The sequence below is a fragment of the Streptomyces sp. NPDC005435 genome (assembly GCF_040703155.1).
Taxonomy (GTDB): Bacteria; Actinomycetota; Actinomycetes; order Streptomycetales; family Streptomycetaceae; genus Streptomyces.
Window position 1 is genome coordinate 85,117 of record NZ_JBEXEQ010000019.1, and the last position, 25,982, is coordinate 111,098.

Below are 25,982 nucleotides of genomic sequence, written 5' to 3' on the forward strand. Positions count from 1 at the left end.
TACAGCGAAGACCGCTAGATGAAGCGTTGTCCGCTGAGGACTACTTCTTGCCCGGCTTCTTCTTGCCGGCGATGGCGCGACGCGGGCCCTTGCGGGTGCGGGCGTTGGTGCTGGTGCGCTGACCGCGGACGGGCAGACCACGACGGTGACGGAGACCCTGGTAGCAACCGATCTCGACCTTGCGGCGGATGTCGGCCTGGATCTCGCGACGGAGGTCACCCTCGGTCTTGATGTTGGCGTCCACGTACTCGCGGATCGCGACGAGCTGCTCTTCGCTCAGGTCGCGGACGCGGGTGTTCGGGTCGACGCCGGTCGCAGCCAGCGTCTCCTGGGACAGGGTCCGGCCAATGCCGAACACGTAGGTGAGGGCGACCTCCACGCGCTTTTCGCGCGGGATGTCAACACCGGAAACGCGTGCCATTCAATGGCTCCTGGTGATCTTCGGAGGTCTTCCGCAGAACCGGGTCCCGGCCGCCGTACCAGGTACGAACCGGGTCCTCGGCCTCCGAACCGAGGGTGTCGAGCTGGATGGCTCGGGCTCTGCGTATGAACATATTCAGCTATGCGTCGCGCGAATCTCTGCGGGTGCAGAGGGATCGGTCGTGCGTCAGCCCTGGCGCTGCTTGTGGCGCGGGTTCTCGCAGATGACCATGACCCGGCCGTGACGGCGGATCACCCTGCACTTGTCGCAGATCTTCTTGACGCTCGGCTTGACCTTCATGGGTGAGGTTCTCCGGGTCAGTGCCATCACCCCGGCGGCAGCCGGGATGCGGGCAAGATCTACTTGTAGCGGTAGACGATCCGGCCACGCGTCAGGTCGTACGGAGAAAGCTCCACCACGACCCGGTCGTCAGGGAGAATGCGGATGTAGTGCATACGCATCTTGCCGCTGATGTGTGCCAGAACCTGGTGGCCGTTCTGGAGCTCGACCCTGAACATGGCGTTCGGAAGAGACTCGACGACAGTGCCCTCGATCTCGATGGCACCTTGCTTCTTGGCCACGCTTCGCCCTTCGAATCGACTACCTTGATCGACTCTCTCACCCACCCCGAGGGGCGAGCTGCGAGCGCATGCGGACATGCGGGTGCACGAGAGCCGACGAGTCAGTCTACGTCAGCGCACCCGGAAACACGAATCGCAGAAGTCTGCCCTGCCCAACAGATCATCATGCATTCAGGGGCCCACCACTGTGCACACGGGGGTGCGCCCGCCGCCCCTACGCCAGCGGATCCGGCGCCGCGGTGACCCCGAACTCCGCCAGCTTCGCCTTGCCCCCGTCGGGCGCGGTCAGCACCAGCGGCCCCTGCTCCGTGAGGGCGACGGAGTGCTCCCAGTGCGAGGACCAGGTCCCATCGGTCGTGATGACGGTCCAGTCGTCGGAGAGCACCTCCGTACGAGGCGTACCCAGCGAGACCATCGGCTCGATGGCCAGGCAGAACCCGGGCACCAGCTTCGGCCCCTTCCCCCGCCGGCGCTCGACGTAGTTCAGCAGATGCGGGTCCATGTGCATCTCGGTCCCGATGCCGTGACCGCCGTAGTCCTCGATGATCCCGTACCGCCCGCCCCCCGGCTTCGGCTGACGCCGGATGTACGTCTCGATCGCGCGCGAGATGTCCACCAGCCGGTTGCCGAGCTTCATCGCCGCGATGCCGGCCCACATCGACTCCTCGGTCACCCGGGAGAGCTCGATCAGCTCGGGCGCGTGCCCGGAGCCGACGAAGGCGGTGTACGCGGCGTCGCCGTGCCAGCCGTCCACGATCGCGCCGCAGTCGATGGAGATGATGTCGCCGTCCTTGAGGACGACGTCGTCGGAGGGGATGCCGTGGACGACGACCTCGTTGGCCGAGGTGCAGATCGTCGCGGGGAAGCCGCCGTACCCCAGGAAGTTGGACTTGGCGCCGTGCTCGTCGAGCACCTTGCGGGCGACCTGGTCCAGGTCGCGCGTGGTCGCGCCGGGCACCGCCGCCTCACGGGTGGCCGCGTGGATCGCGGCGACGACCAGCCCCGCCGCACGCATCTTGGCGATCTGCTCGGGGGTCTTGATCTGCACCATGGGGGGCCTGCGCTCTCCGTCACTCATCGACTGGGGTAGGGACACAACACTACGGCCGCGGCGCCCCTGAGGGACACCGCGGCCGGAGGTACCGCTTGTTACTCGTTCTCGCTCTGCTCGCTCTTGAGCGCCGCCAGCGCCCGCTCGGTGATCTCGTCCACCGGACCGAGCGAGGAGATCGTCACGACCAGGCCCTGGGACCGGTAGTAGTCGATGATCGGCTCAGTCTGCGTGTGGTAGACCTCGAGGCGCTTGCGGACGGTGTCCTCGGAGTCGTCGTCACGCTGGTACAGCTCGCCGCCGCAGACGTCGCAGACGCCCTCCTGCTTCGGCTTGCTGTACGTCACGTGGAAGACGTGCGAGGAGTCGTTGCGGCAGATGCGCCGGCCGGCGATCCGCTTGACGACCTCGTCCTCCGGGACCTCCAGGTCCAGCACCGCGTCGAGCTTGATGCCCTCGCCGCGCAGCAGCTCGTCCAGCGCCTCGGCCTGCGAGACGTTGCGCGGGAAGCCGTCGAGCAGGAAACCGCCCTCGGCGTCCGGCTGCTCCATGCGGTCCTTGGCCATCGCGATGGTCACCTCGTCGGGGACGAGGTTTCCGGCGTCCATGAAGGACTTCGCGAGTTTGCCCAGCTCCGTCTGCCGGCTGATGTTGGCCCGGAACAGGTCGCCCGTGGAGATGTGCGGGACCGACAGAGTCTCGGCCAGGCGGACGGCTTGCGTTCCCTTACCGGCACCGGGCGGCCCGACGAGGACGATACGCATCAGCGGAGGAACCCTTCGTAATTGCGCTGCTGGAGCTGGCTCTCGATCTGCTTCACGGTCTCCAGGCCGACACCCACGATGATGAGGATGCTGGTCCCGCCGAACGGGAAGTTCTGGCTTGCCCCGAAGCCGGCCAACGCCATCGTCGGCACAAGAGCGATCAGACCCAGATACAGCGAACCCGGCCAGGTGATCCGGTTGAGCACGTAACTGAGGTACTCAGCGGTCGGTCGGCCAGCCCGGATGCCCGGGATGAAGCCACCATACTTCTTCATGTTGTCCGCGACTTCCTCGGGGTTGAACGAGATCGCCACGTAGAAGAACGCGAAGAACACGATCAGCAGGAAGTACAGCGTGATGTAGACCGGGTGGGTGCCCTTGGTGAGGTTCGCCGTGACCCAGCGCTTCCACTCCGAGTCCCCGCCGGCGAACTGCGCGACCAGGGCCGGGATGTAGAGCAGCGACGAGGCGAAGATGACCGGGATGACACCGGCCTGGTTCACCTTGAGCGGGATGTAGGTGGAGGTGCCGCCGTAGGACCGGCGGCCGATCATGCGCTTGGCGTACTGCACGGGGATACGGCGCTGGGCCTGCTCCACGAAGACGACGAGCGCGACCATGACCAGGCCGACCAGGATGACGGTGCCGAACTCGATCCAGCCGTCCGCCAGGGTGCCCGACTTCTTGATGGCCCACAGCGCGGACGGGAAGGTCGCGGCGATCGAGATGAACATCAGGATCGACATGCCGTTGCCGATACCGCGGTCGGTGATCAGCTCACCGAGCCACATGACGACACAGGTGCCGGCGGTCATGCAGATCACCATGGTGATCGTGGTGAAGATCGACTGGTCCGGCACGATGCTGGGAGCGGCGGTGCAGCCGTTGAACAGCGCGCCGGTACGGGCGGTGGCGACCAGGCCGGTGCCCTGGAGGATGGCCAGCGCCACGGTCAGATAACGCGTGTACTGCGTGATCTTCGCCGTGCCGGACTGTCCCTCCTTCTTGAGGGCCTCGAGGCGCGGGATGACCACGGTCAGCAGCTGAAGAATGATGCTGGCCGTGATGTACGGCATGATGCCGAGGGCGAAGATCGTGATCTGCAGCAGCGCGCCGCCGCTGAACATGTTGACCAGTCCGAAGAGGCCCTGATTGCCGGACGCCTCGGTCACGCAGGTCTGGACGGCCTTGTAATTGACGCCGGGGATCGGGATGTGGGTACCGACCCGGTAGACCACGATGATGCCCAGCGTGAAGAGCAGCTTCTTGCGCAGGTCGGGCGTCCTGAACGCCCGGGCGAACGCGGTGAGCACGGTGCCTCCTGCGACCCCCGCGCAACTGCGTCAAGGGTGACGGTCTAGAGGTTCGACGAATACGAAAAAGAACAGTGCAGGCCACCTTACCGGCGACACTGCCCCCCTAGGAACGACCAACCGGGGATACCTCATTGTGAGGTATCCCCGGTCGGGATCGTCTATGTCATCGAGAGACCTGAGGGACTCAGACCAGCTCGGTGACCGTACCGCCGGCGGCGGTGATCTTCTCCTTGGCGGAGTCGGAGACGGCGTCCACCGTCACCTGCAGCGCCACGGAGATCTCGCCCTGGCCGAGGACCTTGACGAGGCTGTTCTTGCGAACGGCACCCTTGTCCACGAGGTCCTGGACGGTGACCTCTCCACCCTGCGGGTAGAGGGAGGCCAGCTTGTCCAGGTTCACGACCTGGTACTCGGTCTTGAACGGGTTCTTGAAGCCCTTGAGCTTCGGGAGACGCATGTGGAGGGGCATCTGGCCACCCTCGAAGCGCTCCGGAACCTGGTAACGGGCCTTCGTGCCCTTGGTACCACGACCGGCCGTCTTACCCTTCGACGCCTCACCACGACCCACACGGGTCTTGGCGGTCTTGGCGCCCGGGGCGGGACGGAGGTTGTGGATCTTGAGCGGGTTCTGCTCCGCCATGATCAGTCGACCTCCTCGACCGTCACGAGGTGGCGGACGGTGTGCACCATGCCGCGGAACTCGGGGCGGTCCTCCTTGACGACCTGCGTGTTGATGCCCTTGAGACCAAGGGAACGCAGGGTGTCACGGTGGTTCTGCTTGCTGCCGATGTAGGACTTCACCTGCGTGATCTTGAGCTGTGCCATTACGCACCAGCCCCGGCACGCGCACGCAGCAGGGCCGCGGGGGCGACGTCCTCGAGCGGCAGACCGCGGCGGGCCGCGACCTCCTCGGGACGCTGCAGGCCCTTGAGGGCCGCCACGGTGGCGTGCACGATGTTGATCGCGTTGTCGGAGCCCAGGGACTTCGACAGGATGTCGTGGATACCGGCGCACTCGAGCACGGCACGCACCGGGCCACCGGCGATAACACCGGTACCGGGGGACGCGGGCTTGAGCAGGACGACGCCGGCAGCCTTCTCACCCTGGATGGGGTGGGGGATGGTGCCCTGGATACGGGGGACCTTGAAGAAGTGCTTCTTGGCCTCCTCAACACCCTTGGCGATGGCGGCCGGCACCTCCTTGGCCTTGCCGTAACCGACACCCACGGTGCCGTCACCGTCGCCCACCACGACCAGCGCGGTGAAGCTGAAGCGACGACCACCCTTCACAACCTTGGCGACGCGGTTGATCGCGACAACGCGCTCAACGTACGCGGTCTTCTCGGCGGCAGCTGCGCCGCCGTCACGGCCCTTCCGGTCCCGCCGCTCGCCGCCACCGGCACCGCCACCGCGGCGCTGGGGTCCAGCCATTGGAATTACCTCTCTCTTTATCCGCTAGCTACGCAGCGACCGAAAGTCACTGCGCGACGGGCGACTCAGAACTTGAGTCCGGCTTCGCGGGCGGCGTCCGCCAGGGCGGCGATGCGCCCGGCGTACTGGTTGCCACCACGGTCGAATACGACAGCCTCGACACCGGCGGCCTTGGCGCGCTCGGCGACCAGGGCGCCGACGGACTTGGCCTGCGTCGACTTGTCGCTCTCGCCGCCGCGGATCGAGGCGTCCAGGGTCGACGCCGACGCCAGGGTGTGACCCTTGATGTCGTCGATGACCTGGGCCACGATGTGGCGGTTCGAGCGCGTCACGACGAGACGCGGGCGCTCAGCCGTACCCGAGATGTGCTTACGGATCCGGATGTGACGGCGCTTGATCGCGGCGCGCTTGTAGGCGTCGCCCTTGAGGATCTTCTGTCCGTATGCCATGGCTTACTTACCCGCCTTTCCGACCTTGCGGCGGATGACTTCGCCCTCGTACTTGACGCCCTTGGCCTTGTACGGGTCGGGCTTGCGCAGCTTGCGGATGTTCGCCGCAACCTCGCCGACCTTCTGCTTGTCGATGCCCTCGACCTGGAAGCGGGTCGGGGTCTCCACCTTGAAGGTGATGCCCTCGGGGGCCTCGACGACGATCGGGTGGCTGTAGCCGAGCGCGAACTCGAGGTTCGCACCCTTGGCAGTCACTCGGTAACCGACACCGCTGATTTCGAGCTTCTTCACGTAACCCTGGGTCACGCCGGTGATCATGTTCGCCACCAGCGTGCGGGACAGGCCGTGCAGGGCCTTGTTCTGACGCTCGTCGTTGGGGCGGGTGACGTTCAGAACGCCGTCCTCACCCTTGGCGATGTCGATCGGCGCCACGACGGTGTGGGACAGGGTGCCCTTGGGGCCCTTGACCGAGACCGTACGGCCGTCGATGGTGACGTCCACGCCGGCGGGAACCGTGATGGGGAGCTTGCCAATACGCGACATAGCTGTTTCCTCCGTTCCCTTCCGTTACCAGACGTAGGCGAGAACTTCTCCGCCTACGCCCTTCTTGCCGGCCTGCTTGTCGGTGAGGAGCCCGTGGGACGTGGAGATGATCGCCACGCCGAGGCCACCCAGCACCTTGGGCAGGTTGGTGGACTTCGCGTAGACCCGGAGACCGGGCTTCGAGATCCGCTTGATGCCCGCGATGGAGCGCTCACGGTTCGGACCGAACTTCAGCTCGAGAACGAGGTTCTTGCCGACCTCGGCGTCCTCGGTCTTCCAGCCGGTGATGAAGCCCTCCTGCTGGAGGATCTCCGCGATGTGAGACTTGATCTTCGACGCCGGCATCGTCACGGAGTCGTGGTATGCCGAGTTCGCGTTACGCAGACGCGTAAGCATGTCTGCGATCGGATCAGTCATGGTCATGAATTGGCCTTCGGCCTCTCTCGCCGGGGTTTCCTGGTGCGCCATCCCTCTCCCCGATCCGGGACGGGGCGGGTGCGGCGCGGTGGACCTACGGCGTAGTAAGTCGTACGGGCGACAGACGCCCAACCCCGCAAGCCTACGGCATGTGGGGAAGGGCCTCTGTCGACCCAGTTGCTTACCGAGAGCTTCAGGAATCCCGAATTAGGGGATTACCAGGAGCTCTTGGTCACGCCCGGCAGCTCGCCACGGTGAGCCATCTCACGAAGGCACACGCGGCAGAGGCCGAACTTGCGGTACACGGAGTGCGGACGGCCGCAGCGCTGGCAGCGCGTGTAGCCACGCACACCGAACTTGGGCTTGCGAGCAGCCTTAGCGATAAGAGCCTTCTTCGCCATCTCGCTCACGCCTCCTTGAACGGGAAGCCGAGGTGACGAAGGAGCGCGCGGCCCTCAGCGTCGTTGGTCGCCGTGGTGACCACGGTGATGTCCATACCCCGGACGCGGTCGATCTTGTCCTGGTCGATCTCGTGGAACATGACCTGCTCCGTGAGACCGAAGGTGTAGTTGCCACGGCCGTCGAACTGCTTGGGGGACAGACCACGGAAGTCGCGGATGCGCGGGAGCGCGAGCGACAGGGTGCGGTCCAGGAACTCCCACATGCGGTCGCCACGGAGCGTGACGTGGGCACCGATCGGCTGACCCTCGCGCAGCTTGAACTGCGCGATGGACTTGCGGGCCTTGGTGATGGCCGGCTTCTGACCGGTGATGGTGGTCAGGTCACGGACGGCACCGTCCATGAGCTTCGAGTCACGGGCGGCGTCGCCGACACCCATGTTGACCACGATCTTGACGAGACCGGGGATCTGCATGACGTTCTCGTACTTGAACTCGTCACGCAGCTTGCCCGCGATCTCCTCGCGGTACTTCTGCTTCAGACGCGGAGTGGTGGTAGTCATCAGATGTCCTCACCCGTCCGCTTGGCAACGCGGATCTTGTTGCCCTCGTCGTCGAAGCGGTATCCGACACGCGTGACGACCTTGTTGCCGTCCTTCTCAACGACCAGCTGGACGTTGGAGACGTGGATCGGCGCCTCGGTCGTGACGATGCCGCCGGCCTGCGAACCGCTGGCGGTCGGGCCGGCCTTGGTGTGCTTCTTGACCCGGTTGACACCCTCGACCAGGACACGCTCGTCGCGCGGGTAAGCGGCAATGACCTTGCCCTGCTTGCCCTTGTCCTTACCGGTGATGACCTGGACCAGGTCGCCCTTCTTGATCTTCATGCTTACAGCACCTCCGGCGCGAGCGAGATGATCTTCATGAACTTCTTCTCGCGCAGCTCACGGCCGACAGGGCCGAAGATACGGGTGCCGCGAGGGTCGCCGTCGTTCTTCAGAATGACGGCGGCGTTCTCGTCGAAGCGGATGTACGAGCCGTCCGGACGACGGCGCTCCTTGACGGTGCGAACGATGACCGCCTTGACGACGTCACCCTTCTTCACGTTGCCGCCGGGGATCGCGTCCTTGACGGTGGCGACGATGACGTCACCGATGCCCGCGTAGCGGCGACCGGAGCCACCGAGCACACGGATGCAAAGGATCTCCTTCGCACCAGTGTTGTCGGCGACACGCAGTCGCGACTCCTGCTGGATCACGTCTATCTCCTGTTTGTCTGCCGGTTCCCGGCCGGGGTCCGGTGAAGGACCCCGGCCGAGCCTGGCGGAACGACCTGCGGATTTACCCCGCAGGAATACCTTGCTTCAGCAACTCCCTCGCGGGAATTACTTGGCCTTCTCGAGGATCTCGACGACGCGCCAGCGCTTCGTCGCGGACAGCGGCCGGGTCTCCATGAGGAGGACACGGTCGCCGACACCCGCGGCGTTCTGCTCGTCGTGCGCCTTGAGCTTGTTCGTACGGCGGATGACCTTGCCGTACAGCGCGTGCTTCACGCGGTCCTCGACGGCGACGACGACGGTCTTGTCCATCTTGTCGCTGACGACGAGACCCTCGCGGGTCTTGCGGAAGCCGCGGGCCTCTGCGTTCTCAGTCACGTTCTTCTCGCTCATCAGGCGTTCTCCACCGTTTCGATGCCCAGCTCACGCTCGCGCATCAGGGTGTAGATCCGCGCGATGTCCTTGCGGACCGCCTTCAGACGGCCGTGGTTCTCGAGCTGACCAGTCGCCGCCTGGAAGCGGAGGTTGAACAGCTCTTCCTTGGCCTCGCGGAGCTTCGCAAGAAGCTCCTCGTTGCCCAGCTCGCGCAGCTCGGACGCCTTGGTACCGGCCGACATCACGCTTCACCTGCCTCGCGCTTGACGATCCGGCACTTCATCGGCAGCTTGTGGGCCGCACGAGTGAGGGCCTCACGCGCAATCTTCTCGTTGGGGTAGGACAGCTCGAACATGACCCGGCCCGGGTGCACGTTCGCGATCCACCACTCCGGAGAACCCTTACCGGAACCCATGCGGGTCTCGGCAGGCTTCTTCGTCAGCGGGCGGTCCGGGTAGATGTTGATCCAGACCTTGCCGCCACGCTTGATGTGGCGGGTCATCGCGATACGGGCCGCCTCGATCTGGCGGTTGGTCACGTACGCCGGCGTGAGGGCCTGAATGCCGTACTCGCCGAACGCGACCTGGGTACCGCCCTTGGCCTGACCACGGCGCTTCGGGTGGTGCTGCTTGCGGTGCTTGACCCTACGGGGGATCAGCATGACGGTCAGGCCTCCGTTCCGGTGCTCTCAGCCGGAGCGGCGGCGGCGGGAGCCTCGGCCTTGGGGGCCTCGGCGCCGGCAGCCTGCTGCGGCTTGCGACCGCGCCCACCACGCTCGCCACCACGGCCACCACGGGCCGGGCGGTCGGCGCCGCCACGGGCCGGGCGGTTACCCGCACGGGCCGCAGCGTTCTCGGCGCGGACCTCGGCGATGTTCTTGACGTCGCCCTTGTAGATCCAGACCTTCACGCCGATGCGGCCGAAGGTCGTCTTGGCCTCGAAGAAGCCGTAGTCCACGTTCGCACGGAGCGTGTGCAGGGGCACGCGGCCCTCGCGGTAGAACTCCGAGCGGGACATCTCGGCGCCACCGAGGCGGCCGCCGCACTGGATCTTGATGCCCTTGGCGCCGGCCTTCATGGCGGACTGCATGCTCTTACGCATGGCCCGACGGAAGGAGACGCGGGAGGAGAGCTGCTCGGCGACGGCCTGGGCAACCAGCTGAGCGTCGGTCTCGGGGTTCTTGACCTCGAGGATGTTCAGCTGGACCTGCTTGCCCGTGAGCTTCTCGAGGTCGCCGCGGATGCGGTCGGCCTCGGCGCCACGGCGGCCGATGACGATGCCCGGACGAGCGGTGTGGATGTCCACACGCACGCGGTCACGGGTGCGCTCGATCTCAACCTTCGAGATGCCGGCGCGCTCCATGCCGGACGTCATCATCCGACGGATGGCGACGTCTTCCTTGACGTAGTCCTTGTACAGCTTGTCGGCGTACCAACGCGACTTGAAGTCGGTCGTGACACCGAGCCGGAACCCATGCGGGTTAACCTTCTGGCCCATTACCGGGTTCCTTCCTTGCTGCTGACGACCACGGTGATGTGGCTGGTCCGCTTGCGGATCCGGTAGGCACGGCCCTGGGCACGCGGCCGGAACCGCTTCAGGGTCGGGCCCTCGTCGACGTACGCCTCGGAGATGTAGAGGCTGTCGGCGTCGGTGTGGTCGTAGTTGTGCGCGGCGTTGGCGATGGCGCTGTCGAGCACCTTGCCGACCGGCACGGAGGCTGCCTGCGGAGCGAATCGCAGAACAGCCTGAGCCTCCGTGGCATCCATGCCACGGATAAGGTCCACCACGCGGCGGGCCTTCATGGGCGTAACGCGGATGTACCGCGCCTGGGCCCTGGCTTCCATGGTTGTCCCTCTCAGTTACTTACGTGTCTGAATGCGATCCGCTACTAGCGGCGCTTCGACTTCCGGTCGTCCTTGACGTGGCCCCGGAAGGTGCGCGTCGGCGAGAACTCGCCGAGCTTGTGGCCGACCATCGACTCGGTGACGAACACCGGGATGTGGGTCTTGCCGTTGTGCACCGCGAGGGTGTGGCCCAGCATGGCCGGGACGATCATCGAGCGGCGGGACCAGGTCTTGATGACGTTCTTGGTGCCGGCTTCGTTCTGGGCGTCCACCTTCTTGATGAGGTGGTCGTCGACGAAGGGCCCCTTCTTCAGGCTACGAGGCATCTCAACCCGTCCTTAGCGCTTCTTGTTCGTCTTGCGGCGGCGGACGATGTACTTGTTCGACGCCTTCTTGGGCGAACGAGTACGGCCTTCCTTCTTGCCCCACGGGGACACGGGGTGACGGCCACCGGAGGTCCGGCCTTCACCACCACCGTGCGGGTGGTCCACCGGGTTCATGACCACACCACGGACGGTCGGGCGAACGCCCAGCCACCGCTTACGGCCGGCCTTACCCCAGTTGATGTTGCTCTGCTCGGCGTTGCCGACCTCGCCGACGGTGGCGCGGCAGCGCACGTCGACCAGGCGGATTTCACCGGAGGGCATGCGGAGGTGGGCCATCGAGCCCTCCTTCGCGAGCAGCTGCACGGAGGCACCGGCGGAGCGGGCGAACTTGGCACCGCCACCGGGACGGAGCTCGATCGCGTGGATCGTGGTACCGACCGGGATGTTGCGGATGGCCAGGTTGTTGCCCGGCTTGATGTCGGCCCCGGGACCGTTCTCGACGCGGTCACCCTGCTGCAGGTTGCGCGGGGCGAGGATGTAGCGCTTCTCGCCGTCGGCGTAGTGCAGCAGCGCGATGCGCGCGGTGCGGTTGGGGTCGTACTCGATGTGCGCGACCTTCGCCGGCACGCCGTCCTTGTCGTGACGACGGAAGTCGATCACTCGGTAGGCGCGCTTGTGTCCGCCACCCTGGTGGCGAACGGTCACACGACCGGCGTTGTTACGGCCGCCCTTGCTGTGCAGCGGGCGGACCAGCGACTTCTCCGGCGTGGACCGCGTGACCTCGACGAAGTCGGCGACGCTGGCGCCACGACGGCCCGGCGTAGTCGGCTTGTACTTGCGGATTCCCATTTCTCAGTCCTCGTCCGATATCGGACGATCCAGACCGCCCTTAGGCGGTCGGACCGCCGAAGATGTCGATACGGTCGCCCTCGGCGAGGGTCACGATCGCGCGCTTGGTGGCGGCACGCTGACCGAAACCGGTCTTCGTGCGCTTGCGCTTGCCCTGGCGGTTGATCGTGTTGACCCCGGTGACCTTGACGTCGAAGACCGCCTGGACGGCCTGCTTGATCTGGGTCTTGTTGGCGTTCGGGTCGACGATGAACGTGTACTTGTTCTCGTCGATGAGCGAGTAGCTCTTCTCCGAGACGACCGGCTTCAGCAGGACGTCACGGGGGTCCGTGTACGACTTGCTCAGCGGGGTCTCGACGGTGTTCTTGCCCTCGGTGGCGTGGCGCTTCGCCTTGGCGACGCGCGCGGCCTTGGCGACCTTGGCGGCCTTCGAGGCGATGCTCGGGTGACGCGTAGCCATCAGGCTTCGCTCCCTTCGGTGTCAGCGGCCTTGGGGCCAGACACGAAGGACTCGAACGCGGCCTGGGTGAAGACCACGTCGTCCGAGACGAGAACGTCGTACGTGTTCAGCTGGCCCGGCTCCAGGATGTGGACCTGGGGCAGGTTGCGGGCGGAGAGCCACGCGGCCTCGTCGGCACGGTCGACGACCAGGAGCAGGTTCTTGCGCTCCGAGATCTTGCCGAACAGGACCTTGGCGGCCTTCGTGGACGGGTTCGCACCCTCGACCACGCCGGAGACGACGTGGATGCGGTTGTGACGCGCCCGGTCGGTGAGGGCGTGGCGCAGGGCCGCGGCCTTCATCTTCTTCGGGGTGCGCTGCGAGTAGTCACGCGGCGTGGGGCCGTGGACGACGCCACCGCCGGCGAACTGCGGCGCACGGGTCGAACCCTGGCGCGCGCGGCCGGTGCCCTTCTGCCGGTAGGGCTTCCTACCGCCACCACGGACCTCGCCACGGCTCTTGACCTTGTGCGTGCCCTGACGGGCGGCGGCCAGCTGCGCGACGACGACCTGGTGAATCAGCGGGATGCTGATCTTCTCAACGTCGAAGATCTCGGCCGGGAGCTCGACGGTCCCGGCGGTGTCGCCGGAGGGCGACAGGATGTCAATGGTGCTCATAGTCCTCAGGCCCCCTTGGCCGCGGTGCGGACCAGGACGAGGCCGCCGTTCGGACCAGGAACCGCGCCCTTGATGAGGAGCAGGCCCTTCTCCGCGTCAACGGCGTGAACGGTCAGGTTCTGGGTGGTGACCCGCTCGTTGCCCATGCGACCCGCCATGCGCATGCCCTTGAAGACACGGCCGGGGGTGGCACAGCCACCGATGGAACCGGGCATGCGGTGCACACGGTGGGCACCGTGGGACGCCTTGCCACCCTTGAAGTTGTGGCGCTTCATGACACCGGCGAAGCCCTTGCCCTTGCTCTTCGCGGTGACGTCGACCTTGACGCCCGACTCGAAGACCTCGGCCGTGATCTCCTGGCCCAGCGTGTACTCGCTGGCGTCGGAGGTACGGAGCTCCACCAGGTGGCGGCGCGGAGTTACGTCGGCCTTGGCGAAGTGGCCCTTGAGGGGCTTGTTCACCTTGCGCGGGTCGATCTCGCCGAAGGCGATCTGGACCGACTCGTAGCCGTCGACGTCGTTCGTGCGGACCTGGGTCACGACGTTCGGACCGGCCTTGACGACGGTGACCGGAACAACACGGTTGTTCTCGTCCCACACCTGCGTCATGCCGAGCTTCTCGCCCAGGATGCCCTTGATCTGCTTAGCCATTCTCAGATCACCGACCCTCAGAGCTTGATCTCGATGTCGACACCGGCCGGGAGGTCGAGTCGCATCAGGGAGTCAACGGTCTTGGGCGTCGGGTCGAGGATGTCGATCAGGCGCTTGTGCGTGCGCATCTCGAAGTGCTCGCGCGAGTCCTTGTACTTGTGCGGCGACTTGATGACGCAGTACACGTTCTTCTCAGTGGGCAGCGGCACCGGGCCCGCGACCGACGCACCAGTGCGCGTCACCGTCTCGACGATCTTCTTGGCCGAAGAGTCGATGACCTCGTGGTCGTAGGCCTTGAGCCGAATGCGGATCTTCTGTCCCGCCATGGCTACTCAGTAGTCCTGTCTCTCAACGCTCTGGAACTCGATGGTTTCCGATTGCCTTCTCTCCGGCCCACGCGGTCGGGCGTGTCGCGCTCCCGCCAACAAGAATGTCCCTATATGGAACATCCCTAGGGGGAATGCACACGGCCCGTCCGGAACCGCGGACCGGGGGCGGAAGGCCCACCGAGTGCCTGGCCGGTGCCGCACCCACGCTTCCCGGAAGATTCCCGTACGTCCAACCCGCAGGGGGTTGACGAGTACTGTGGGACTCGCTTCCGGTCCTCCCGGCGGGAGGCGCGCAGCATCAACACTCGACCGAGCAACTCGGACAGTCTGCCATATGGGGCAGCCCTCTGGCCAATCGAGCCGAAGAGATTACCCCGAGAGTGACGCAGGTCAAACACACCGGGCCCGGCGCCCACCCATGGTGACGCGTACACACCAGCCTGACGCGCCACGGGGCGGACCGGGAACGGCCGGCTTCCGCGAGGCGGAGTACGCCGACAGCATGCGGTCCGCGATGCGGCAGCCGAAGGGCCCGGGCTCCGCCGAACCGGAGGGCGCCTGCGACGACTTGCCGGACAAGCGGGGCCACGGCATCAAGCTGATCGCCGACACCGCGGGCGGTGTCACGAAGAAGGCCGCACAGCCGGAACGCCTCCTCCAGCACCTGGAGGACGAGGCCGCCCCCGAGTTCCACGAGCTCCCCCTCGGCCTCGTCTCCCCCATCGGCGGCAGCGCGGGCATCTCCGAGGTCCTGGCCCAGGGCGGCGGGGCCGCCGGGCGCATGGGCACGCCCCTCGGCCGCATCCCGGCGCTGGCGGACTCCGCCAAGCCGATCGTGGACGGCGCGGGGAACACCGTCCGGCGGTACCAGGGGGTCGTCGGGGCCAAGGGGTTGTACACGGAAGGTGCGCGGCTGGTCAACGAGCATGTCGAGTACGCCCCGGAGAAGGTGCACGAGGAGATCGACAGCGCGCGTGACACGGCCGGCGACGTCCTCGGCAGCATCAGGCAGGCGCTCAAATGACCATGAACCAGGCCGACTTCTCGATGAGCGCGCTCCTCGCCGACCCACGGATGGGCCCCTGTCCGCCGAAACCGCTCGTAATCGCACGTGTCCGGTACGTGCTGCAGTGGCTGTGGTTCCCGGCCCTGTGGGCGCTGTGGCTGGTGCCCTACCTGGTGCTCGTGTTCCTGTACTTCACGGTCTTCTTTCCCTTCGCCTTCGTCTGGGACGTGGACCTCCCCGGCCCACCCGGCACGGGCCGCCGCCTCCGCGCCCTGTTCGATGGCCGGGCCCCGGTATTCATGGGAGGGCAGAGCGGCGGCACGACATGGCGGCACCGCGACGGCCGCGTGGAGATCGACGACAGCTACTTCCGCCGGCTGGGCGTGGCCCGAGGTACGCACGGCTGGCGCACAAACGAACGGGGCCTCTCCTCCGCCCCCCCCGCTGGATCGTGTTCCACACACCCTGAACCGATCAGCAACCGAGCGACTTGAGAGTGGCGGGAAAGTAGGCCCGCATGAACTTCTCGATGTCGTCTCGGTGGGTCTGGTCGGTGAGCTTGATCTGGGGGAGCTGGAGGGTGAGGGTGAAGTAGTTCCCGGTTCTGGACTTGCAGGGGGCTTGGGAAATGGCGCCGTCGGTTCCACCCAGCATCTCGTGTGGGTTTTCTGCCAAATATCGAGGAGAGCTGACTCGGGAAATATCCCCTGTATCGTTCGCCAGATGCATCAGGTCCGCCGCGCTGTCATCCCATGAGAAGCGCAGCCGCATGGCGACCTGATGTTGAGCGAGAACTAGGCAAGGCGCCGTGATCGCTTCTGCACGGACAACACGGTTGTATTCACTCCACTCATTACTGGGTGCGAGGAGTGGCCGTGAAAGACTCGGATCGACGCGCGTTCCGCAGATTGTCCCGGGGATGCGCCCACTGCCAGGGCTGCAGGAAGCGACCGTGGCGGCCAGGGTCGCGATCACCAACGAGAGAGTTCCGCACAGGCGTCGATTCATCGGGGCTGCGCCCCTGAAACTCCGCCAGCATGAATCATGCCGTCTTGAGCAGCCCTACTGACTTCTGCCTTGGTGTCGAAATCTGTTACGCCGCCCGATTTCTGAACCCTGGCCCACTCCGCAGCAAGACCCATCAACTGACCGTTCCTCGCATCGAATGCCTTGATGTTCTCCTCGGACTGCTTGTCATCCAACCTCTCCTGCTCATCCTCCAACCACTTCCCCGTAACATAATCAAACCCCTCCTGCACATCCTCACTCGCAACAGGGATATAACTGATCACCTTGTCGAACAGCGGCTTCGTTTCGAAAGTGGCTGTTTGGGGGGTGCCCTGGGATTGGAGGCGGGCTTCTTCCAAGAAGCCGACTGTGCGGCCGGCGCGGAGGAGGGGTTCGGGGGAGGAGGGGTGGGGGGTGTGGAGGGTGGAGACCATCGCCTGGTTGAGGCCGCCGTTCAGGGCGCCGTAGGCACCCCGGTCCTTGGAGACCTGTTTCGTGACCTCGAAGAGTTCGTCCTGTTTCAGGGGAGAGCGGGAGATGTCGACTTCGCTCATGGCGGCGTGGACGGTGGAGCCGTGGTTCACCAGGATGTTCGCCAGGGGGCGTCTCAGGGACGGGGGGAAGTCGTCGCCCTGGGCGGAGAGGTGGTGGAGGGCGGAACGCAGGACCGTCTCGTTCGCGGCGCCATGCCGGACGTAGTGGCCGCCCGGCGAGACCCCCGTCGCCCCCGCCTGCAGCGCCGCCCCGAACCCCACCCGGTCGTCCCCGTCCAGGCCCGCCGTATAGGTGCCGCTCCGCCCCTCCCGGAGGGTGACCGCCCAGTCCCGCTCCTTCACCAGGTACCGCATATGGGCGTCGGAGGAGAGATAGTGGGCCGCCGTGGCCGGGTCCCGGCTCATGAGGCCCAGCGCGCCGTCCACGGGGTCGTTCGCGAACCAGCCGCCGCGCGCACCCGCGTACGCCCCCTTCGTCCGCCAGATCCCGGGACGCTCCCGCTCGGTGGCGATCAGGTCGTCGGTGAGGTTCTCCAGCATGCGCGGTGAGTACCCGTGCCCCGAGCGCATCAGGGTCACCAGCGACTGATAGCCGAGCGCCTTGTCCAGCCGCTCCCCCTGCGCCCCCGTGGACCACCGCTGGACGCCGGCCCGGCGCATACCCGCGCGCCAGCGCCGGTACCAGGCAGAGCCGGTGTCCCGCGTGGCCGTGGCCAGGCTGTTCGCGAGACCGGATGCGAGGGCGCCGTACGAAGCGGAGAGCCCCGGACCGCTCCGGGGACCGTGCAGGAGGTCGTTCAGTTCGTTCGTGAGGCGGACGGTGCCGGCGGGCCCCAGATCGTCCAGGACCGTACGGGCGAAGACCTCGTCGCCCGCGTTGTCGCGGAACGCCCGCCGCAGCTCGGCGAGTTCACGGCCCGACAGCCGCCCGCCCCGGCTCAGCCGCTCCAGCGGCCCCTCCGCCGCCAGCGCCTCGTACTTCTCGACGTCCCCCAGCGCCGCGCCGTTGAAGCCCCGGCCCTCGCCGTCCACCGCAGCGGCCAGCGCCAGCCGCACCCCCTCGTCCGCGTCGGACACCGCCCGTACGGCGTGGTCGATGCGGTCCTGCCAGGACCGTACGGCCGGCTCGCCGGCGCCGTCCGCCGTCACCCGCCCCTGGCCGGAGACCCGCAGCCCCGCCGCCAGCGCCTCCCGGCGGGCCGCGGTCAGCCGCCCCCGCAGCTCGGTGAACCGCGCGTGCGCGTCCCGCAGCAAGGAGGCCATCGCCTTCGCCTCCCGCTGCGCGGACTCGAACTCCCGCAGGGTGACGCCGAAACGGCCGTGCGCCGCCTCCGCGCTCATGCCGGACCAGGCGGGGGTGAGCGTGATGCCGTGGACATGGCGCCGGTACGCCTTCTCCTGCCGGGCGAACTCCCCCGCCATGCCGTCCCAGCGCTCGGCCGCGCCGGTGAGCGCGGTGAGGTCGGCGGTCATGATCTCGTGGTACGTCGGCATCCCGGCCCGCCCCCGCTCAGTACCGGTCCAGCGCCGACACGCGCCGTACGCCCGCGCCGACGTCCAGGTCCGCCGCCGTCAGCACGGTGATCGTGCCGCCCAGCGCGTCCTTCTCGGCGCCGAGGCGGTCCAGCAGGTTCCGCACCTGCGCGTTCCAGGCCGCGTGGGCCGTGCGCAGGGCCGTCGCGGTGAGCCAGCCGTCGCCGTCCCGGGCGCCGAACGCCTGCACGGCGGCGCCGGTCTCGTCGTCCGCGTACGCCCCGGCCGCCCGGGTGTCCGGCTCCAGAGAGTCCTGCAACGCCCGGGCCGCCGCCCGCTGCTCCGCGGGCGAGGAGGCCAGCAGCCCGCCCCCGCCCGACGGTCCGGCAGCACCAGCAGTACCGGCACCGCCGGGTGCGAGAGAAACACCAGGTCCGTCCACCGTCCACCCTCCGCTCCGCCGTCCCACTCCCCCAACCGGCCGGGGCCGATCTTCGTCACGGTGGGTTTCCGGGCAGCCGGTTGACGCGACGCACGCACCGCACCCCGCGCCGCCCCGCCCCCGGACAACGCGAAGAGGCCCGTACGACCGAAGTCGTACGGGCCTCTCGAAGGTCAGTCAGTGACCTCGAAGCAAGGGAACTTACTTCGTGATCTTGGTGACCTGGCCGGCGCCCACCGTGCGGCCACCCTCACGGATGGCGAACTTCAGGCCCTCTTCCATGGCGACGGGCTGGATGAGCTCCACCTTCATCTCGGTGTTGTCACCCGGCATGACCATCTCGGTGCCCTCGGGGAGGGTCACCACGCCGGTCACGTCCGTCGTGCGGAAGTAGAACTGCGGACGGTAGTTGTTGAAGAACGGCGTGTGGCGGCCACCCTCGTCCTTGGACAGGATGTAGGCCTGGGCCTCGAACTCGGTGTGCGGGGTGACCGAACCGGGCTTGATGATGACCTGGCCGCGCTCGACGTCCTCGCGCTTGATGCCGCGGAGCAGCAGACCGACGTTCTCACCGGCCTGGCCCTCGTCGAGCAGCTTGCGGAACATCTCGATGCCGGTGACCGTGGTGGTGGTCTTCTCGGTCTTGATGCCGATGATGTCGACGGTCTCGTTGACCTTGAGGACACCACGCTCGATACGACCGGTGACGACGGTGCCACGACCGGTGATCGTGAAGACGTCCTCGATCGGCATCAGGAACGGCTTGTCGACGTCACGCTCGGGCTGCGGGATGGCCTCGTCGACGGCCTTCATCAGCTCGAGAACCGACTCGGTCCACTCCGGGTCACCCTCAAGGGCCTTGAGCGCGGAGACCTTGACGACCGGAACGTCGTCGCCCGGGAACTCGTACTCGGAGAGGAGCTCACGGACCTCGAGCTCGACGAGCTCCAGGATCTCCTCGTCGTCCACCATGTCGGCCTTGTTCAGGGCGACGACGATGTACGGAACGCCGACCTGGCGGGCCAGGAGCACGTGCTCCTTGGTCTGCGGCATCGGGCCGTCGGTGGCGGCGACCACGAGAATCGCGCCGTCCATCTGCGCGGCACCGGTGATCATGTTCTTGATGTAGTCCGCGTGACCCGGGCAGTCGACGTGGGCGTAGTGACGCGCATCGGTCTGGTACTCGACGTGCGCGATGGAGATGGTGATACCGCGCTGACGCTCTTCGGGCGCCTTGTCGATGTTGTCGAACGCGGTGGCCTCGTTGAGGTCCGGGTACGCGTCGTGCAGCACCTTGGTAATGGCGGCCGTGAGGGTCGTCTTACCGTGGTCGATGTGACCGATGGTGCCGATGTTGACGTGCGGCTTAGTCCGCTCGAACTTCGCCTTCGCCACTGGGTCCTCCTGTGGAGTGGTTCTGGTACGCCTTACTCATCGGCGCCAGGTGATCTTTGCTGGGATGCCGCCCGCCGGGGTGTTTTCCGAGTGGTCCAACCCCGGCGGTCGGTGTCAAGCCTAAAGCGTGTAAACGGGGTGCGTTACTCGCCCTTGGCCTTCGCGATGATCTCCTCGGCGACGTTCCGCGGAACCTCGGCGTAGGAGTCGAACTGCATCGAGTAGCTTGCGCGACCCGAGGTCTTGCTGCGGAGGTCTCCGACGTAGCCGAACATCTCCGAGAGGGGCACGAGGCCCTTCACGACGCGGGCACCGGCCCGCTCCTCCATGGCCTGGATCTGGCCACGGCGGGAGTTGATGTCGCCGATGACCTCACCCATGTAGTCCTCGGGCGTGGTGACCTCGACGGCCATCATCGGCTCGAGGAGCACGGGCGAAGCCTTGCGCGCGGCCTCCTTGAAGGCCTGCGAACCGGCGATCTTGAAGGCGAGCTCGGAGGAGTCGACCTCGTGGTAGGCACCGTCGAGAAGAATGACGCGGACGCCCGTCATCTCGTAGCCGGCGAGGATGCCGAACTGCATGGCCTCCTGCGCACCGGCGTCCACCGAAGGGATGTACTCCTTCGGGATACGGCCACCGGTGACCTTGTTCACGAACTCGTACGACGCGTCGCCGCCCTCGATGGGCTCGATCGCGATCTGCACCTTCGCGAACTGACCGGTACCACCGGTCTGCTTCTTGTGGGTGTAGTCCACGCGCTCGACGGCCTTGCGGATCGTCTCGCGGTAGGCGACCTGCGGCTTGCCGACGTTGGCCTCGACCTTGAACTCACGGCGCATACGGTCGACCAGCACCTCAAGGTGCAGCTCGCCCATACCACCGATGATGGTCTGGCCGGTCTCCTCGTCCGAGTGAACCTGGAAGGAGGGGTCCTCCTCCGCGAGACGCTGGATGGCGACACCCAGCTTCTCCTGGTCACCCTTGGACTTGGGCTCGATGGCGACCTGAATGACCGGCGCCGGGAAGTCCATGGACTCCAGGATGACCGGGTTCTTGTCGTCGGACAGCGTCTCACCGGTAGTGGTCTGCTTCAGGCCCATGACGGCGACGATGTCGCCGGCGCCCACCGACTCGATCTCCTCACGCTTGTTGGCGTGCATGCGGTAGATCTTGCCGATGCGCTCCTTCTTGCCCTTGACGGAGTTCAGCACCGAGGTGCCGGACTCCAGGCGGCCCGAGTAGACCCGGACGAAGGTGAGCTTGCCCAGGTGCGGGTCGCTCATGATCTTGAACGCGAGCGCGGACAGCGGCTCGTCCTCGGACGGCTTGCGCTTGATGACGACCTCGGGGTCCTTGACGTCGTGGCCCTCGATGGCCTCGACGTCGAGCGGGGTCGGCAGGTAGCGCACGACCGCGTCGAGCAGGGGCTGGACGCCCTTGTTCTTGAACGCGGTACCGCAGAACACCGGGGTGACGGTGGTGCCGTCGGACTTGCCGGACGCGATGGTGATGCGACGGATCGCGGCGTACAGCTGCTCCTCGGTGGGCTCCTGGCCCTCCAGGAACAGCTCCATGATCTCGTCGTCGTTCTCCGCGACGGTCTCGACCAGCTTGCCGCGCCACTCCTCGGCGGCCTCGACGTGCGTGGCCGGGATGTCGACGACGTCGTACATCTCGCCCTTGGCCGCCTCGGCGGACCACACGAGCGCCTTCATGCGGACGAGGTCCACAACGCCCTGGAAGTCCATCTCGGCACCGATCGGGAGCTGCATGACGATCGGGACGGCGCCGAGGCGGTCCTTGATCATGTCCACGCAGCGGTGGAACTCGGCGCCGGTACGGTCCAGCTTGTTCACGAAGCAGATGCGCGGCACGCCGTAACGGTCGGCCTGACGCCACACCGTCTCGGACTGCGGCTCCACACCGGCGACACCGTCGAACACCGTGACGGCACCGTCGAGCACGCGCAGCGAGCGCTCCACCTCGACGGTGAAGTCGACGTGACCCGGGGTGTCGATGATGTTGATGGTGTAGTCACTGCCCTCGAGAGGCCAGTGGCAGGTCGTGGCAGCAGACGTGATCGTGATGCCACGCTCCTGCTCCTGCTCCATCCAGTCCATCGTGGCGGCGCCGTCGTGAACCTCACCGATCTTGTACGACACGCCGGTGTAGAACAGGATCCGCTCGGTGGTGGTCGTCTTGCCCGCGTCGATGTGGGCCATGATCCCGATGTTGCGGACCTTGGCCAGGTCAAGTGAAGTGGTAGCCATAAGGCTTCAGTCTTCTCTCGGTCTCGATGTGGGTAGCGACTACCAGCGGTAGTGCGCGAAGGCCTTGTTGGACTCGGCCATCTTGTGCGTGTCCTCGCGCTTCTTGACGGCCGCACCGAGGCCGTTCGAAGCGTCGAGAAGCTCGTTGAGCAGACGCTCGGTCATCGTCTTCTCGCGACGGGCGCGGGAGTAACCGACGAGCCAGCGCAGCGCGAGCGTGTTGGCGCGACCGGGCTTGACCTCGATCGGCACCTGGTACGTCGCACCGCCGACGCGGCGGGACTTGACTTCAAGCGTCGGCTTGATGTTCTCCAGCGCGCGCTTCAGCGTGATGACCGGGTCGTTGCCCGTCTTCTCACGCAGACCCTCCATGGCGCCGTAGACGATGCGCTCGGCGGTGGAGCGCTTGCCGTTCAGCAGCACCTTGTTGATGAGGGAGGTCACCAGAGGAGAACCGTAGACCGGGTCGATGATGACCGGGCGCTTCGGGGCGGGGCCCTTACGAGGCATTCTTACTTCTCCTTCTTGGCGCCGTAGCGGCTGCGGGCCTGCTTGCGGTTCTTGACACCCTGGGTGTCGAGCGAACCGCGGATGATCTTGTAGCGAACACCCGGCAGGTCCTTCACACGGCCGCCGCGCACGAGCACGATGGAGTGCTCCTGCAGGTTGTGTCCCTCACCCGGAATGTAGGCCGTGACCTCGATGCCGCTGGTCAGACGCACACGCGCGACCTTACGCAGGGCCGAGTTCGGCTTCTTCGGGGTGGTCGTGAACACACGCGTGCAGACGCCACGACGCTGGGGCGAACCCTCGAGTGCGGGCGTCTTGTTCTTCTCGACCTTGTCCTGCCGGCCCTTACGGACCAGCTGCTGGATCGTAGGCACTACTTCTCCGGTTTCTGTGTGCCGAATGGTGAAGCTAACCTGGAACTTCGCCGACCCACGCGGTCGGGTGTGTCGAATCGGCAGACTCCCGCCACCACGAAGGGGAAGGGCGCTGATTGCGATGGCCGGTGACGGCTCGCCGCGCGGTCGAAGGCACGCACGAGAGCCAGGGCACACCCCAGGCACAAGGTATGAGCGTACCTACCGCATTCGCTGCGGTCAAAACAAATAGGCGGGACCAGGCGGCCCGCCCGGATCGCGCCGAATGCCCCGGTGCGGTAGGGAGCGGGTTCACCCGCGCGTGACGGCGTCCTCGCGCGAGGGGTCGGGCGCCGCCGAGGGGTCGGTCCCGGGCCGCGCCGAGTCGTGCCCGACGAAGTACGCGGGCCGGTTCTGCACCGCCGTGAAGATGCGCGCGACGTACTCGCCGAGCAGCCCCAGACAGAGCAGCTGGACCGCCCCGATGAACAGCACACCGGTGAACAGCGAGGTCCAGCCGGGGACCGTCAGGCCGAGGGCGTAGGCGCCGAGGGTGTAGCCGAGCAGCGCCACGCAGACCAGGAAGGCGCCGGCGCCCAGCCAGGTGGCGAGCCGGAGGGGCGCTGCGGAGAAGCCGGTGACGCTGTCGGCGGTGAGCCGGACCATGCGGCTCAGCGGGTACTTGGTGGTGCCCGCGGCGCGCGGGGCGCGCTCGTAGGTCACCTCGCCGCTCGGGAAGCCCAGCCAGGGCACGAGCAGCCGGTAGACCCGCTGCTGGTCCGGCAGGCGCTTCAGGGCGTCCACGGCGGCCCGGCTGAGCAGCCGGAAGTCGCCGGCCTGCGCGGGCACCGGGTGACCCGCGAGCCGGCCCATGAGCCGGTAGTACAGGCCCGCGGTCCAGCGCTTGAACAGGGTGTCGCTGCTGCGGTCGGCGCGGACGCCGTAGACGATGTCGAGGCCCTCGGCACGGGCCAGCGCCAGCATCTCCGGGATCTTCTCGGGCGGGTCCTGGAGGTCGGCGTCCAGGGTCACGACGTAGGCGCCGGTGGCCCGGTCCAGGCCCGCGGTGAGGGCGGCCTGGTGGCCGCAGTTGCGGCGCAGCGCGATCACGCGCAGTTCGGGCCAGCCCGTCCGGAAGGCGGCGAGCAGCTCGGCCGTGCGGTCGCCGCTGCCGTCGTCCACCGCGACGAGCTCGTAGGGCACGTCCAGGGCCGCCAGGACCGGCCGCAGCCGGCAGACGAGGGCGGGCAGGGCCGCCTCCTCGTCGTACATGGGTACGACGACCGACAAGACGGCCGTCGGTTCCGCGACCTCGCCCACGTTGCCCTCCCCAGGCCCCCCGGCCTCGCACAGATATGCGACTCTGGTGCGATCGTATGACAGAAAGCTCACAGCCCCTCCCCATGCGTGACGGGCGGCGGAGGCTGGGGAGCCGTGGGGGGAACGGGGGGCGCCCGCCGATGAGCGCGACTGCCAGAGAGACCGGCACCGGACCCGGGGCGACGCCGCCGGACGTGGTCCCCGGGGAGCCGGAGGAGGTGGTCCCCGGGGAGCCGGAGGACGGCCCGCGCCCCGGCCGGCTCCCCCGCCGGCTCCCGACGCTCCCGCCCGCCGCCCGGGCGCATGCACGGGCGTATCTGCCCCCGCTCGCGCTGTACGGCGTCACCAAGCTCGTCGGGCTCTCGGTCTTCGCCGTCCTGCTGGAGGCCGCCGGTGACTACCGCCACCGCCCGCCGCGCTTCGGCGGCGGCGCCCACTGGTGGGACGTGCTCGGCACCTGGGACGGCTGGTGGTACCTCCAGGTCGCCCAGAACGGCTACGAGCCGCGGCTGGCGGCCCTCCCCCCGGGCGGTGTGTTCACGGTCCAGCAGAACTCGGTGGCCTACTTCCCGCTGTACCCGGCGCTGATCCGGCTCGTCTCCCGGCTGACCGGCCTCGGCCCGTACGGCTCCGCGATGACCGTCTCCGTCGTCGCCTCGTTCGTCGCGGCCGCCGGGATCTTCGCCGTGGTCCGGCTGCTCGCGGGCGCCCGCGCGGGCACCGTCGCCGCCGGACTGTGGGCCGTGGCGCCCGGCGCCGGCGTCGAGTGGGCGGTGTACTCGGAGTCCCTGTACGTCGCGCTCGCCGCCTGGACCTGCTACCTGGTGATGACCCGGAGGTGGGCCGCCGCCGGCGTCGTCGCCCTCCTCGCCGGGCTCAACCGCCCCACCTCGGCGGCCCTCATCGGCGCCGTCGGACTCGCCGCCCTGGTCACGCTCGCGCGGCCGCGCGCCCGACGGGAGCACGGCATCCGGGGGCCCGTGCTCGCCATGGTCCTCGCGCCGCTCGGCCTGCTCGGCTACATCGCCTGGGTCGGGCTGAGCACGGGTGAGCCGGGCGCGTACTTCATCCTCCAGCGCGAGGGCTGGGCGCACTACTTCGACTTCGGCTCCTACACCCTGCACGTGCTGGGCAACCTGGCCGTCGGCCGGCACGACTACCTCTTCGCCTTCGGCTTCCCGGACGTGCTCTCGGTCCAGCTGGTTCTGGCGCTGCCGTTCCTGATCACGCTGATGCTGCGCAGACGGCCCCCGCTGGTGCTGGTCGCCTACACCCTGGCGAGCGTCGTCGCGGTGCTCGGCACCCAGCAGATGTTCGGCAACACCATGCGCTATCTCCTGCCCGTCTTCCCGCTGCTGCTGGCCCCGGCGGCGGCGCTGGGCCGCCTCAAGTGGCCCTCCCTCGCCGTGTTCTTCACCACGGCCGCCGTCGCCTCGGGCTGGTACGCGCACTACGTCATCTTCGAGCTGGGCATCCCGTAGCAGCCGGGCGCGTGGCGCACGACGCGTGATGCGTGATGCGTGATACGCACCGGAGAACGCCGAAGGGCGGCACCCCCCGGAGAGGGTGCCGCCCTT

38 protein-coding genes are annotated in these 25,982 nt (G+C 67.3%); 3 read left to right on the forward strand and 35 right to left on the reverse strand.

Annotated elements, in window-relative coordinates; genetic code table 11:
- Positions 1-40: 40 nt before the first annotated feature.
- The 27 genes from rpsM to rpsJ form a co-directional block, all read right to left on the reverse strand.
- A complete protein-coding gene (rpsM, locus tag AB0898_RS23820) occupies positions 41-421 on the reverse strand; it encodes a 30S ribosomal protein S13 (protein WP_020132619.1) in 381 nt (126 codons plus the stop codon).
- A gap of 186 nt (positions 422-607) precedes the next feature.
- A complete protein-coding gene (gene rpmJ, locus AB0898_RS23825) occupies positions 608-721 on the reverse strand; it encodes a 50S ribosomal protein L36 (RefSeq protein WP_003998809.1) in 114 nt (37 codons plus the stop codon).
- Positions 722-780: 59 nt separating this feature from the next.
- Positions 781-1,002: a translation initiation factor IF-1 gene (gene infA, locus AB0898_RS23830; protein WP_004927214.1), complete on the reverse strand. Its 222-nt coding sequence runs from the start codon at positions 1,000-1,002 to the stop codon at positions 781-783.
- Between the two features lie 214 nt (positions 1,003-1,216).
- Positions 1,217-2,053, reverse strand: coding sequence for a type I methionyl aminopeptidase (gene map, locus AB0898_RS23835; RefSeq protein WP_366804993.1), 837 nt, complete (start codon positions 2,051-2,053; stop codon positions 1,217-1,219).
- Between the two features lie 98 nt (positions 2,054-2,151).
- Positions 2,152-2,817, reverse strand: a complete 666-nt coding sequence (locus tag AB0898_RS23840; protein WP_366804994.1) for an adenylate kinase — start codon at positions 2,815-2,817, stop codon at positions 2,152-2,154.
- Complete coding sequence (gene secY, locus AB0898_RS23845; RefSeq protein WP_366804995.1) at positions 2,817-4,130, reverse strand: preprotein translocase subunit SecY; 1,314 nt, start codon at positions 4,128-4,130, stop codon at positions 2,817-2,819. The genes AB0898_RS23840 and secY overlap by 1 nt, the downstream gene beginning before the upstream one ends.
- Before the next feature lie 187 nt (positions 4,131-4,317).
- Complete coding sequence (gene rplO, locus AB0898_RS23850; protein ID WP_366804996.1) at positions 4,318-4,773, reverse strand: 50S ribosomal protein L15; 456 nt, start codon at positions 4,771-4,773, stop codon at positions 4,318-4,320.
- A gap of 2 nt (positions 4,774-4,775) precedes the next feature.
- Positions 4,776-4,958, reverse strand: a complete 183-nt coding sequence (gene rpmD, locus AB0898_RS23855; RefSeq protein WP_003974250.1) for a 50S ribosomal protein L30 — start codon at positions 4,956-4,958, stop codon at positions 4,776-4,778.
- Complete coding sequence (rpsE, locus tag AB0898_RS23860; RefSeq protein ID WP_007494753.1) at positions 4,958-5,563, reverse strand: 30S ribosomal protein S5; 606 nt, start codon at positions 5,561-5,563, stop codon at positions 4,958-4,960. Before rpsE ends, rpmD begins: the two co-directional genes overlap by 1 nt.
- A 65-nt stretch (positions 5,564-5,628) precedes the next feature.
- Positions 5,629-6,012, reverse strand: coding sequence for a 50S ribosomal protein L18 (gene rplR / locus AB0898_RS23865; RefSeq protein ID WP_199586236.1), 384 nt, complete (start codon positions 6,010-6,012; stop codon positions 5,629-5,631).
- A gap of 3 nt (positions 6,013-6,015) precedes the next feature.
- Complete coding sequence (gene rplF / locus AB0898_RS23870) at positions 6,016-6,555, reverse strand: 50S ribosomal protein L6 (protein WP_366804997.1); 540 nt, start codon at positions 6,553-6,555, stop codon at positions 6,016-6,018.
- Between the two features lie 24 nt (positions 6,556-6,579).
- Entirely contained in the window at positions 6,580-6,978 is a 399-nt protein-coding gene (gene rpsH / locus AB0898_RS23875) for a 30S ribosomal protein S8 (RefSeq protein ID WP_026248232.1), read from the reverse strand.
- A 209-nt stretch (positions 6,979-7,187) separates the two neighbouring features.
- On the reverse strand, positions 7,188-7,373 hold the full coding sequence (locus AB0898_RS23880) for a type Z 30S ribosomal protein S14 (RefSeq protein WP_003948630.1): 186 nt from the start codon (positions 7,371-7,373) through the stop codon (positions 7,188-7,190).
- A 5-nt stretch (positions 7,374-7,378) separates the two neighbouring features.
- The gene (gene rplE, locus AB0898_RS23885; RefSeq protein ID WP_026248231.1) at positions 7,379-7,936 is read right to left on the reverse strand and encodes a 50S ribosomal protein L5; all 558 of its coding nucleotides are present in this window, start codon (positions 7,934-7,936) and stop codon (positions 7,379-7,381) included.
- Positions 7,933-8,256, reverse strand: coding sequence for a 50S ribosomal protein L24 (gene rplX / locus AB0898_RS23890; RefSeq protein WP_018543913.1), 324 nt, complete (start codon positions 8,254-8,256; stop codon positions 7,933-7,935). Before rplX ends, rplE begins: the two co-directional genes overlap by 4 nt.
- A gap of 2 nt (positions 8,257-8,258) precedes the next feature.
- Positions 8,259-8,627, reverse strand: a complete 369-nt coding sequence (rplN, locus tag AB0898_RS23895; protein ID WP_003998823.1) for a 50S ribosomal protein L14 — start codon at positions 8,625-8,627, stop codon at positions 8,259-8,261.
- Positions 8,628-8,753: 126 nt separating this feature from the next.
- Positions 8,754-9,038, reverse strand: a complete 285-nt coding sequence (gene rpsQ / locus AB0898_RS23900; RefSeq protein WP_018543912.1) for a 30S ribosomal protein S17 — start codon at positions 9,036-9,038, stop codon at positions 8,754-8,756.
- The gene (gene rpmC, locus AB0898_RS23905; protein ID WP_007494763.1) at positions 9,038-9,262 is read right to left on the reverse strand and encodes a 50S ribosomal protein L29; all 225 of its coding nucleotides are present in this window, start codon (positions 9,260-9,262) and stop codon (positions 9,038-9,040) included. Before rpmC ends, rpsQ begins: the two co-directional genes overlap by 1 nt.
- Entirely contained in the window at positions 9,262-9,681 is a 420-nt protein-coding gene (gene rplP / locus AB0898_RS23910; RefSeq protein WP_161182738.1) for a 50S ribosomal protein L16, read from the reverse strand. The genes rpmC and rplP overlap by 1 nt, the downstream gene beginning before the upstream one ends.
- 5 nt (positions 9,682-9,686) lie before the next feature.
- Positions 9,687-10,517 (reverse strand): 30S ribosomal protein S3, encoded by an 831-nt coding sequence (rpsC, locus tag AB0898_RS23915; protein ID WP_030317320.1) that lies wholly within the window; start codon positions 10,515-10,517, stop codon positions 9,687-9,689.
- On the reverse strand, positions 10,517-10,864 hold the full coding sequence (rplV, locus tag AB0898_RS23920; protein WP_019329637.1) for a 50S ribosomal protein L22: 348 nt from the start codon (positions 10,862-10,864) through the stop codon (positions 10,517-10,519). The genes rpsC and rplV overlap by 1 nt, the downstream gene beginning before the upstream one ends.
- Before the next feature lie 44 nt (positions 10,865-10,908).
- Complete coding sequence (gene rpsS, locus AB0898_RS23925; protein ID WP_003992359.1) at positions 10,909-11,190, reverse strand: 30S ribosomal protein S19; 282 nt, start codon at positions 11,188-11,190, stop codon at positions 10,909-10,911.
- Between the two features lie 12 nt (positions 11,191-11,202).
- The gene (rplB, locus tag AB0898_RS23930) at positions 11,203-12,039 is read right to left on the reverse strand and encodes a 50S ribosomal protein L2 (protein WP_161182739.1); all 837 of its coding nucleotides are present in this window, start codon (positions 12,037-12,039) and stop codon (positions 11,203-11,205) included.
- 40 nt (positions 12,040-12,079) lie between these two features.
- The gene (gene rplW / locus AB0898_RS23935) at positions 12,080-12,499 is read right to left on the reverse strand and encodes a 50S ribosomal protein L23 (RefSeq protein WP_366804998.1); all 420 of its coding nucleotides are present in this window, start codon (positions 12,497-12,499) and stop codon (positions 12,080-12,082) included.
- Complete coding sequence (gene rplD / locus AB0898_RS23940; RefSeq protein ID WP_366804999.1) at positions 12,499-13,155, reverse strand: 50S ribosomal protein L4; 657 nt, start codon at positions 13,153-13,155, stop codon at positions 12,499-12,501. The genes rplW and rplD overlap by 1 nt, the downstream gene beginning before the upstream one ends.
- A gap of 5 nt (positions 13,156-13,160) precedes the next feature.
- Positions 13,161-13,805 carry a 50S ribosomal protein L3 gene (rplC, locus tag AB0898_RS23945; protein WP_018543906.1) on the reverse strand — a complete coding sequence of 215 codons (645 nt, stop codon included), beginning with the start codon at positions 13,803-13,805 and terminating at the stop codon, positions 13,161-13,163.
- 17 nt (positions 13,806-13,822) lie between these two features.
- The gene (gene rpsJ / locus AB0898_RS23950) at positions 13,823-14,131 is read right to left on the reverse strand and encodes a 30S ribosomal protein S10 (protein ID WP_003948644.1); all 309 of its coding nucleotides are present in this window, start codon (positions 14,129-14,131) and stop codon (positions 13,823-13,825) included.
- 505 nt (positions 14,132-14,636) lie between these two features.
- Between rpsJ and AB0898_RS23955 the strand changes: the two genes are divergently transcribed.
- Both AB0898_RS23955 and AB0898_RS23960 read left to right on the forward strand, forming a co-directional pair.
- Complete coding sequence (locus AB0898_RS23955; protein ID WP_366805000.1) at positions 14,637-15,158, forward strand: hypothetical protein; 522 nt, start codon at positions 14,637-14,639, stop codon at positions 15,156-15,158.
- Positions 15,155-15,634 carry a hypothetical protein gene (locus AB0898_RS23960; RefSeq protein ID WP_366805001.1) on the forward strand — a complete coding sequence of 160 codons (480 nt, stop codon included), beginning with the start codon at positions 15,155-15,157 and terminating at the stop codon, positions 15,632-15,634. Before AB0898_RS23955 ends, AB0898_RS23960 begins: the two co-directional genes overlap by 4 nt.
- On the opposite strand, the gene AB0898_RS23965 is transcribed toward AB0898_RS23960, so the two are convergent.
- From AB0898_RS23965 to AB0898_RS24000, 8 genes are all read right to left on the reverse strand, one after another.
- On the reverse strand, positions 15,615-16,115 hold the full coding sequence (locus AB0898_RS23965; protein ID WP_366805002.1) for a hypothetical protein: 501 nt from the start codon (positions 16,113-16,115) through the stop codon (positions 15,615-15,617). The genes AB0898_RS23960 and AB0898_RS23965 overlap by 20 nt on opposite strands.
- A 29-nt stretch (positions 16,116-16,144) precedes the next feature.
- Positions 16,145-18,136, reverse strand: a complete 1,992-nt coding sequence (locus AB0898_RS23970) for a hypothetical protein (RefSeq protein WP_366805003.1) — start codon at positions 18,134-18,136, stop codon at positions 16,145-16,147.
- Positions 18,137-18,152: 16 nt separating this feature from the next.
- Complete coding sequence (locus AB0898_RS23975) at positions 18,153-18,434, reverse strand: hypothetical protein (RefSeq protein WP_366805004.1); 282 nt, start codon at positions 18,432-18,434, stop codon at positions 18,153-18,155.
- A 324-nt stretch (positions 18,435-18,758) separates the two neighbouring features.
- Entirely contained in the window at positions 18,759-19,952 is a 1,194-nt protein-coding gene (tuf, locus tag AB0898_RS23980) for an elongation factor Tu (RefSeq protein ID WP_366805005.1), read from the reverse strand.
- Positions 19,953-20,095: 143 nt separating this feature from the next.
- Positions 20,096-22,222 (reverse strand): elongation factor G, encoded by a 2,127-nt coding sequence (fusA, locus tag AB0898_RS23985; protein ID WP_366805006.1) that lies wholly within the window; start codon positions 22,220-22,222, stop codon positions 20,096-20,098.
- 39 nt (positions 22,223-22,261) lie between these two features.
- A complete protein-coding gene (rpsG, locus tag AB0898_RS23990; protein ID WP_003974303.1) occupies positions 22,262-22,732 on the reverse strand; it encodes a 30S ribosomal protein S7 in 471 nt (156 codons plus the stop codon).
- A 2-nt stretch (positions 22,733-22,734) separates the two neighbouring features.
- Positions 22,735-23,106, reverse strand: a complete 372-nt coding sequence (gene rpsL, locus AB0898_RS23995; protein WP_003948652.1) for a 30S ribosomal protein S12 — start codon at positions 23,104-23,106, stop codon at positions 22,735-22,737.
- A gap of 291 nt (positions 23,107-23,397) precedes the next feature.
- On the reverse strand, positions 23,398-24,357 hold the full coding sequence (locus AB0898_RS24000; protein ID WP_407078393.1) for a glycosyltransferase family 2 protein: 960 nt from the start codon (positions 24,355-24,357) through the stop codon (positions 23,398-23,400).
- Between the two features lie 188 nt (positions 24,358-24,545).
- Here AB0898_RS24000 and AB0898_RS24005 point away from each other — a divergent pair, with 188 nt between their 5' ends.
- Positions 24,546-25,886, forward strand: coding sequence for a glycosyltransferase family 39 protein (locus AB0898_RS24005; protein ID WP_366805008.1), 1,341 nt, complete (start codon positions 24,546-24,548; stop codon positions 25,884-25,886).
- Positions 25,887-25,982 lie beyond the last annotated feature (96 nt).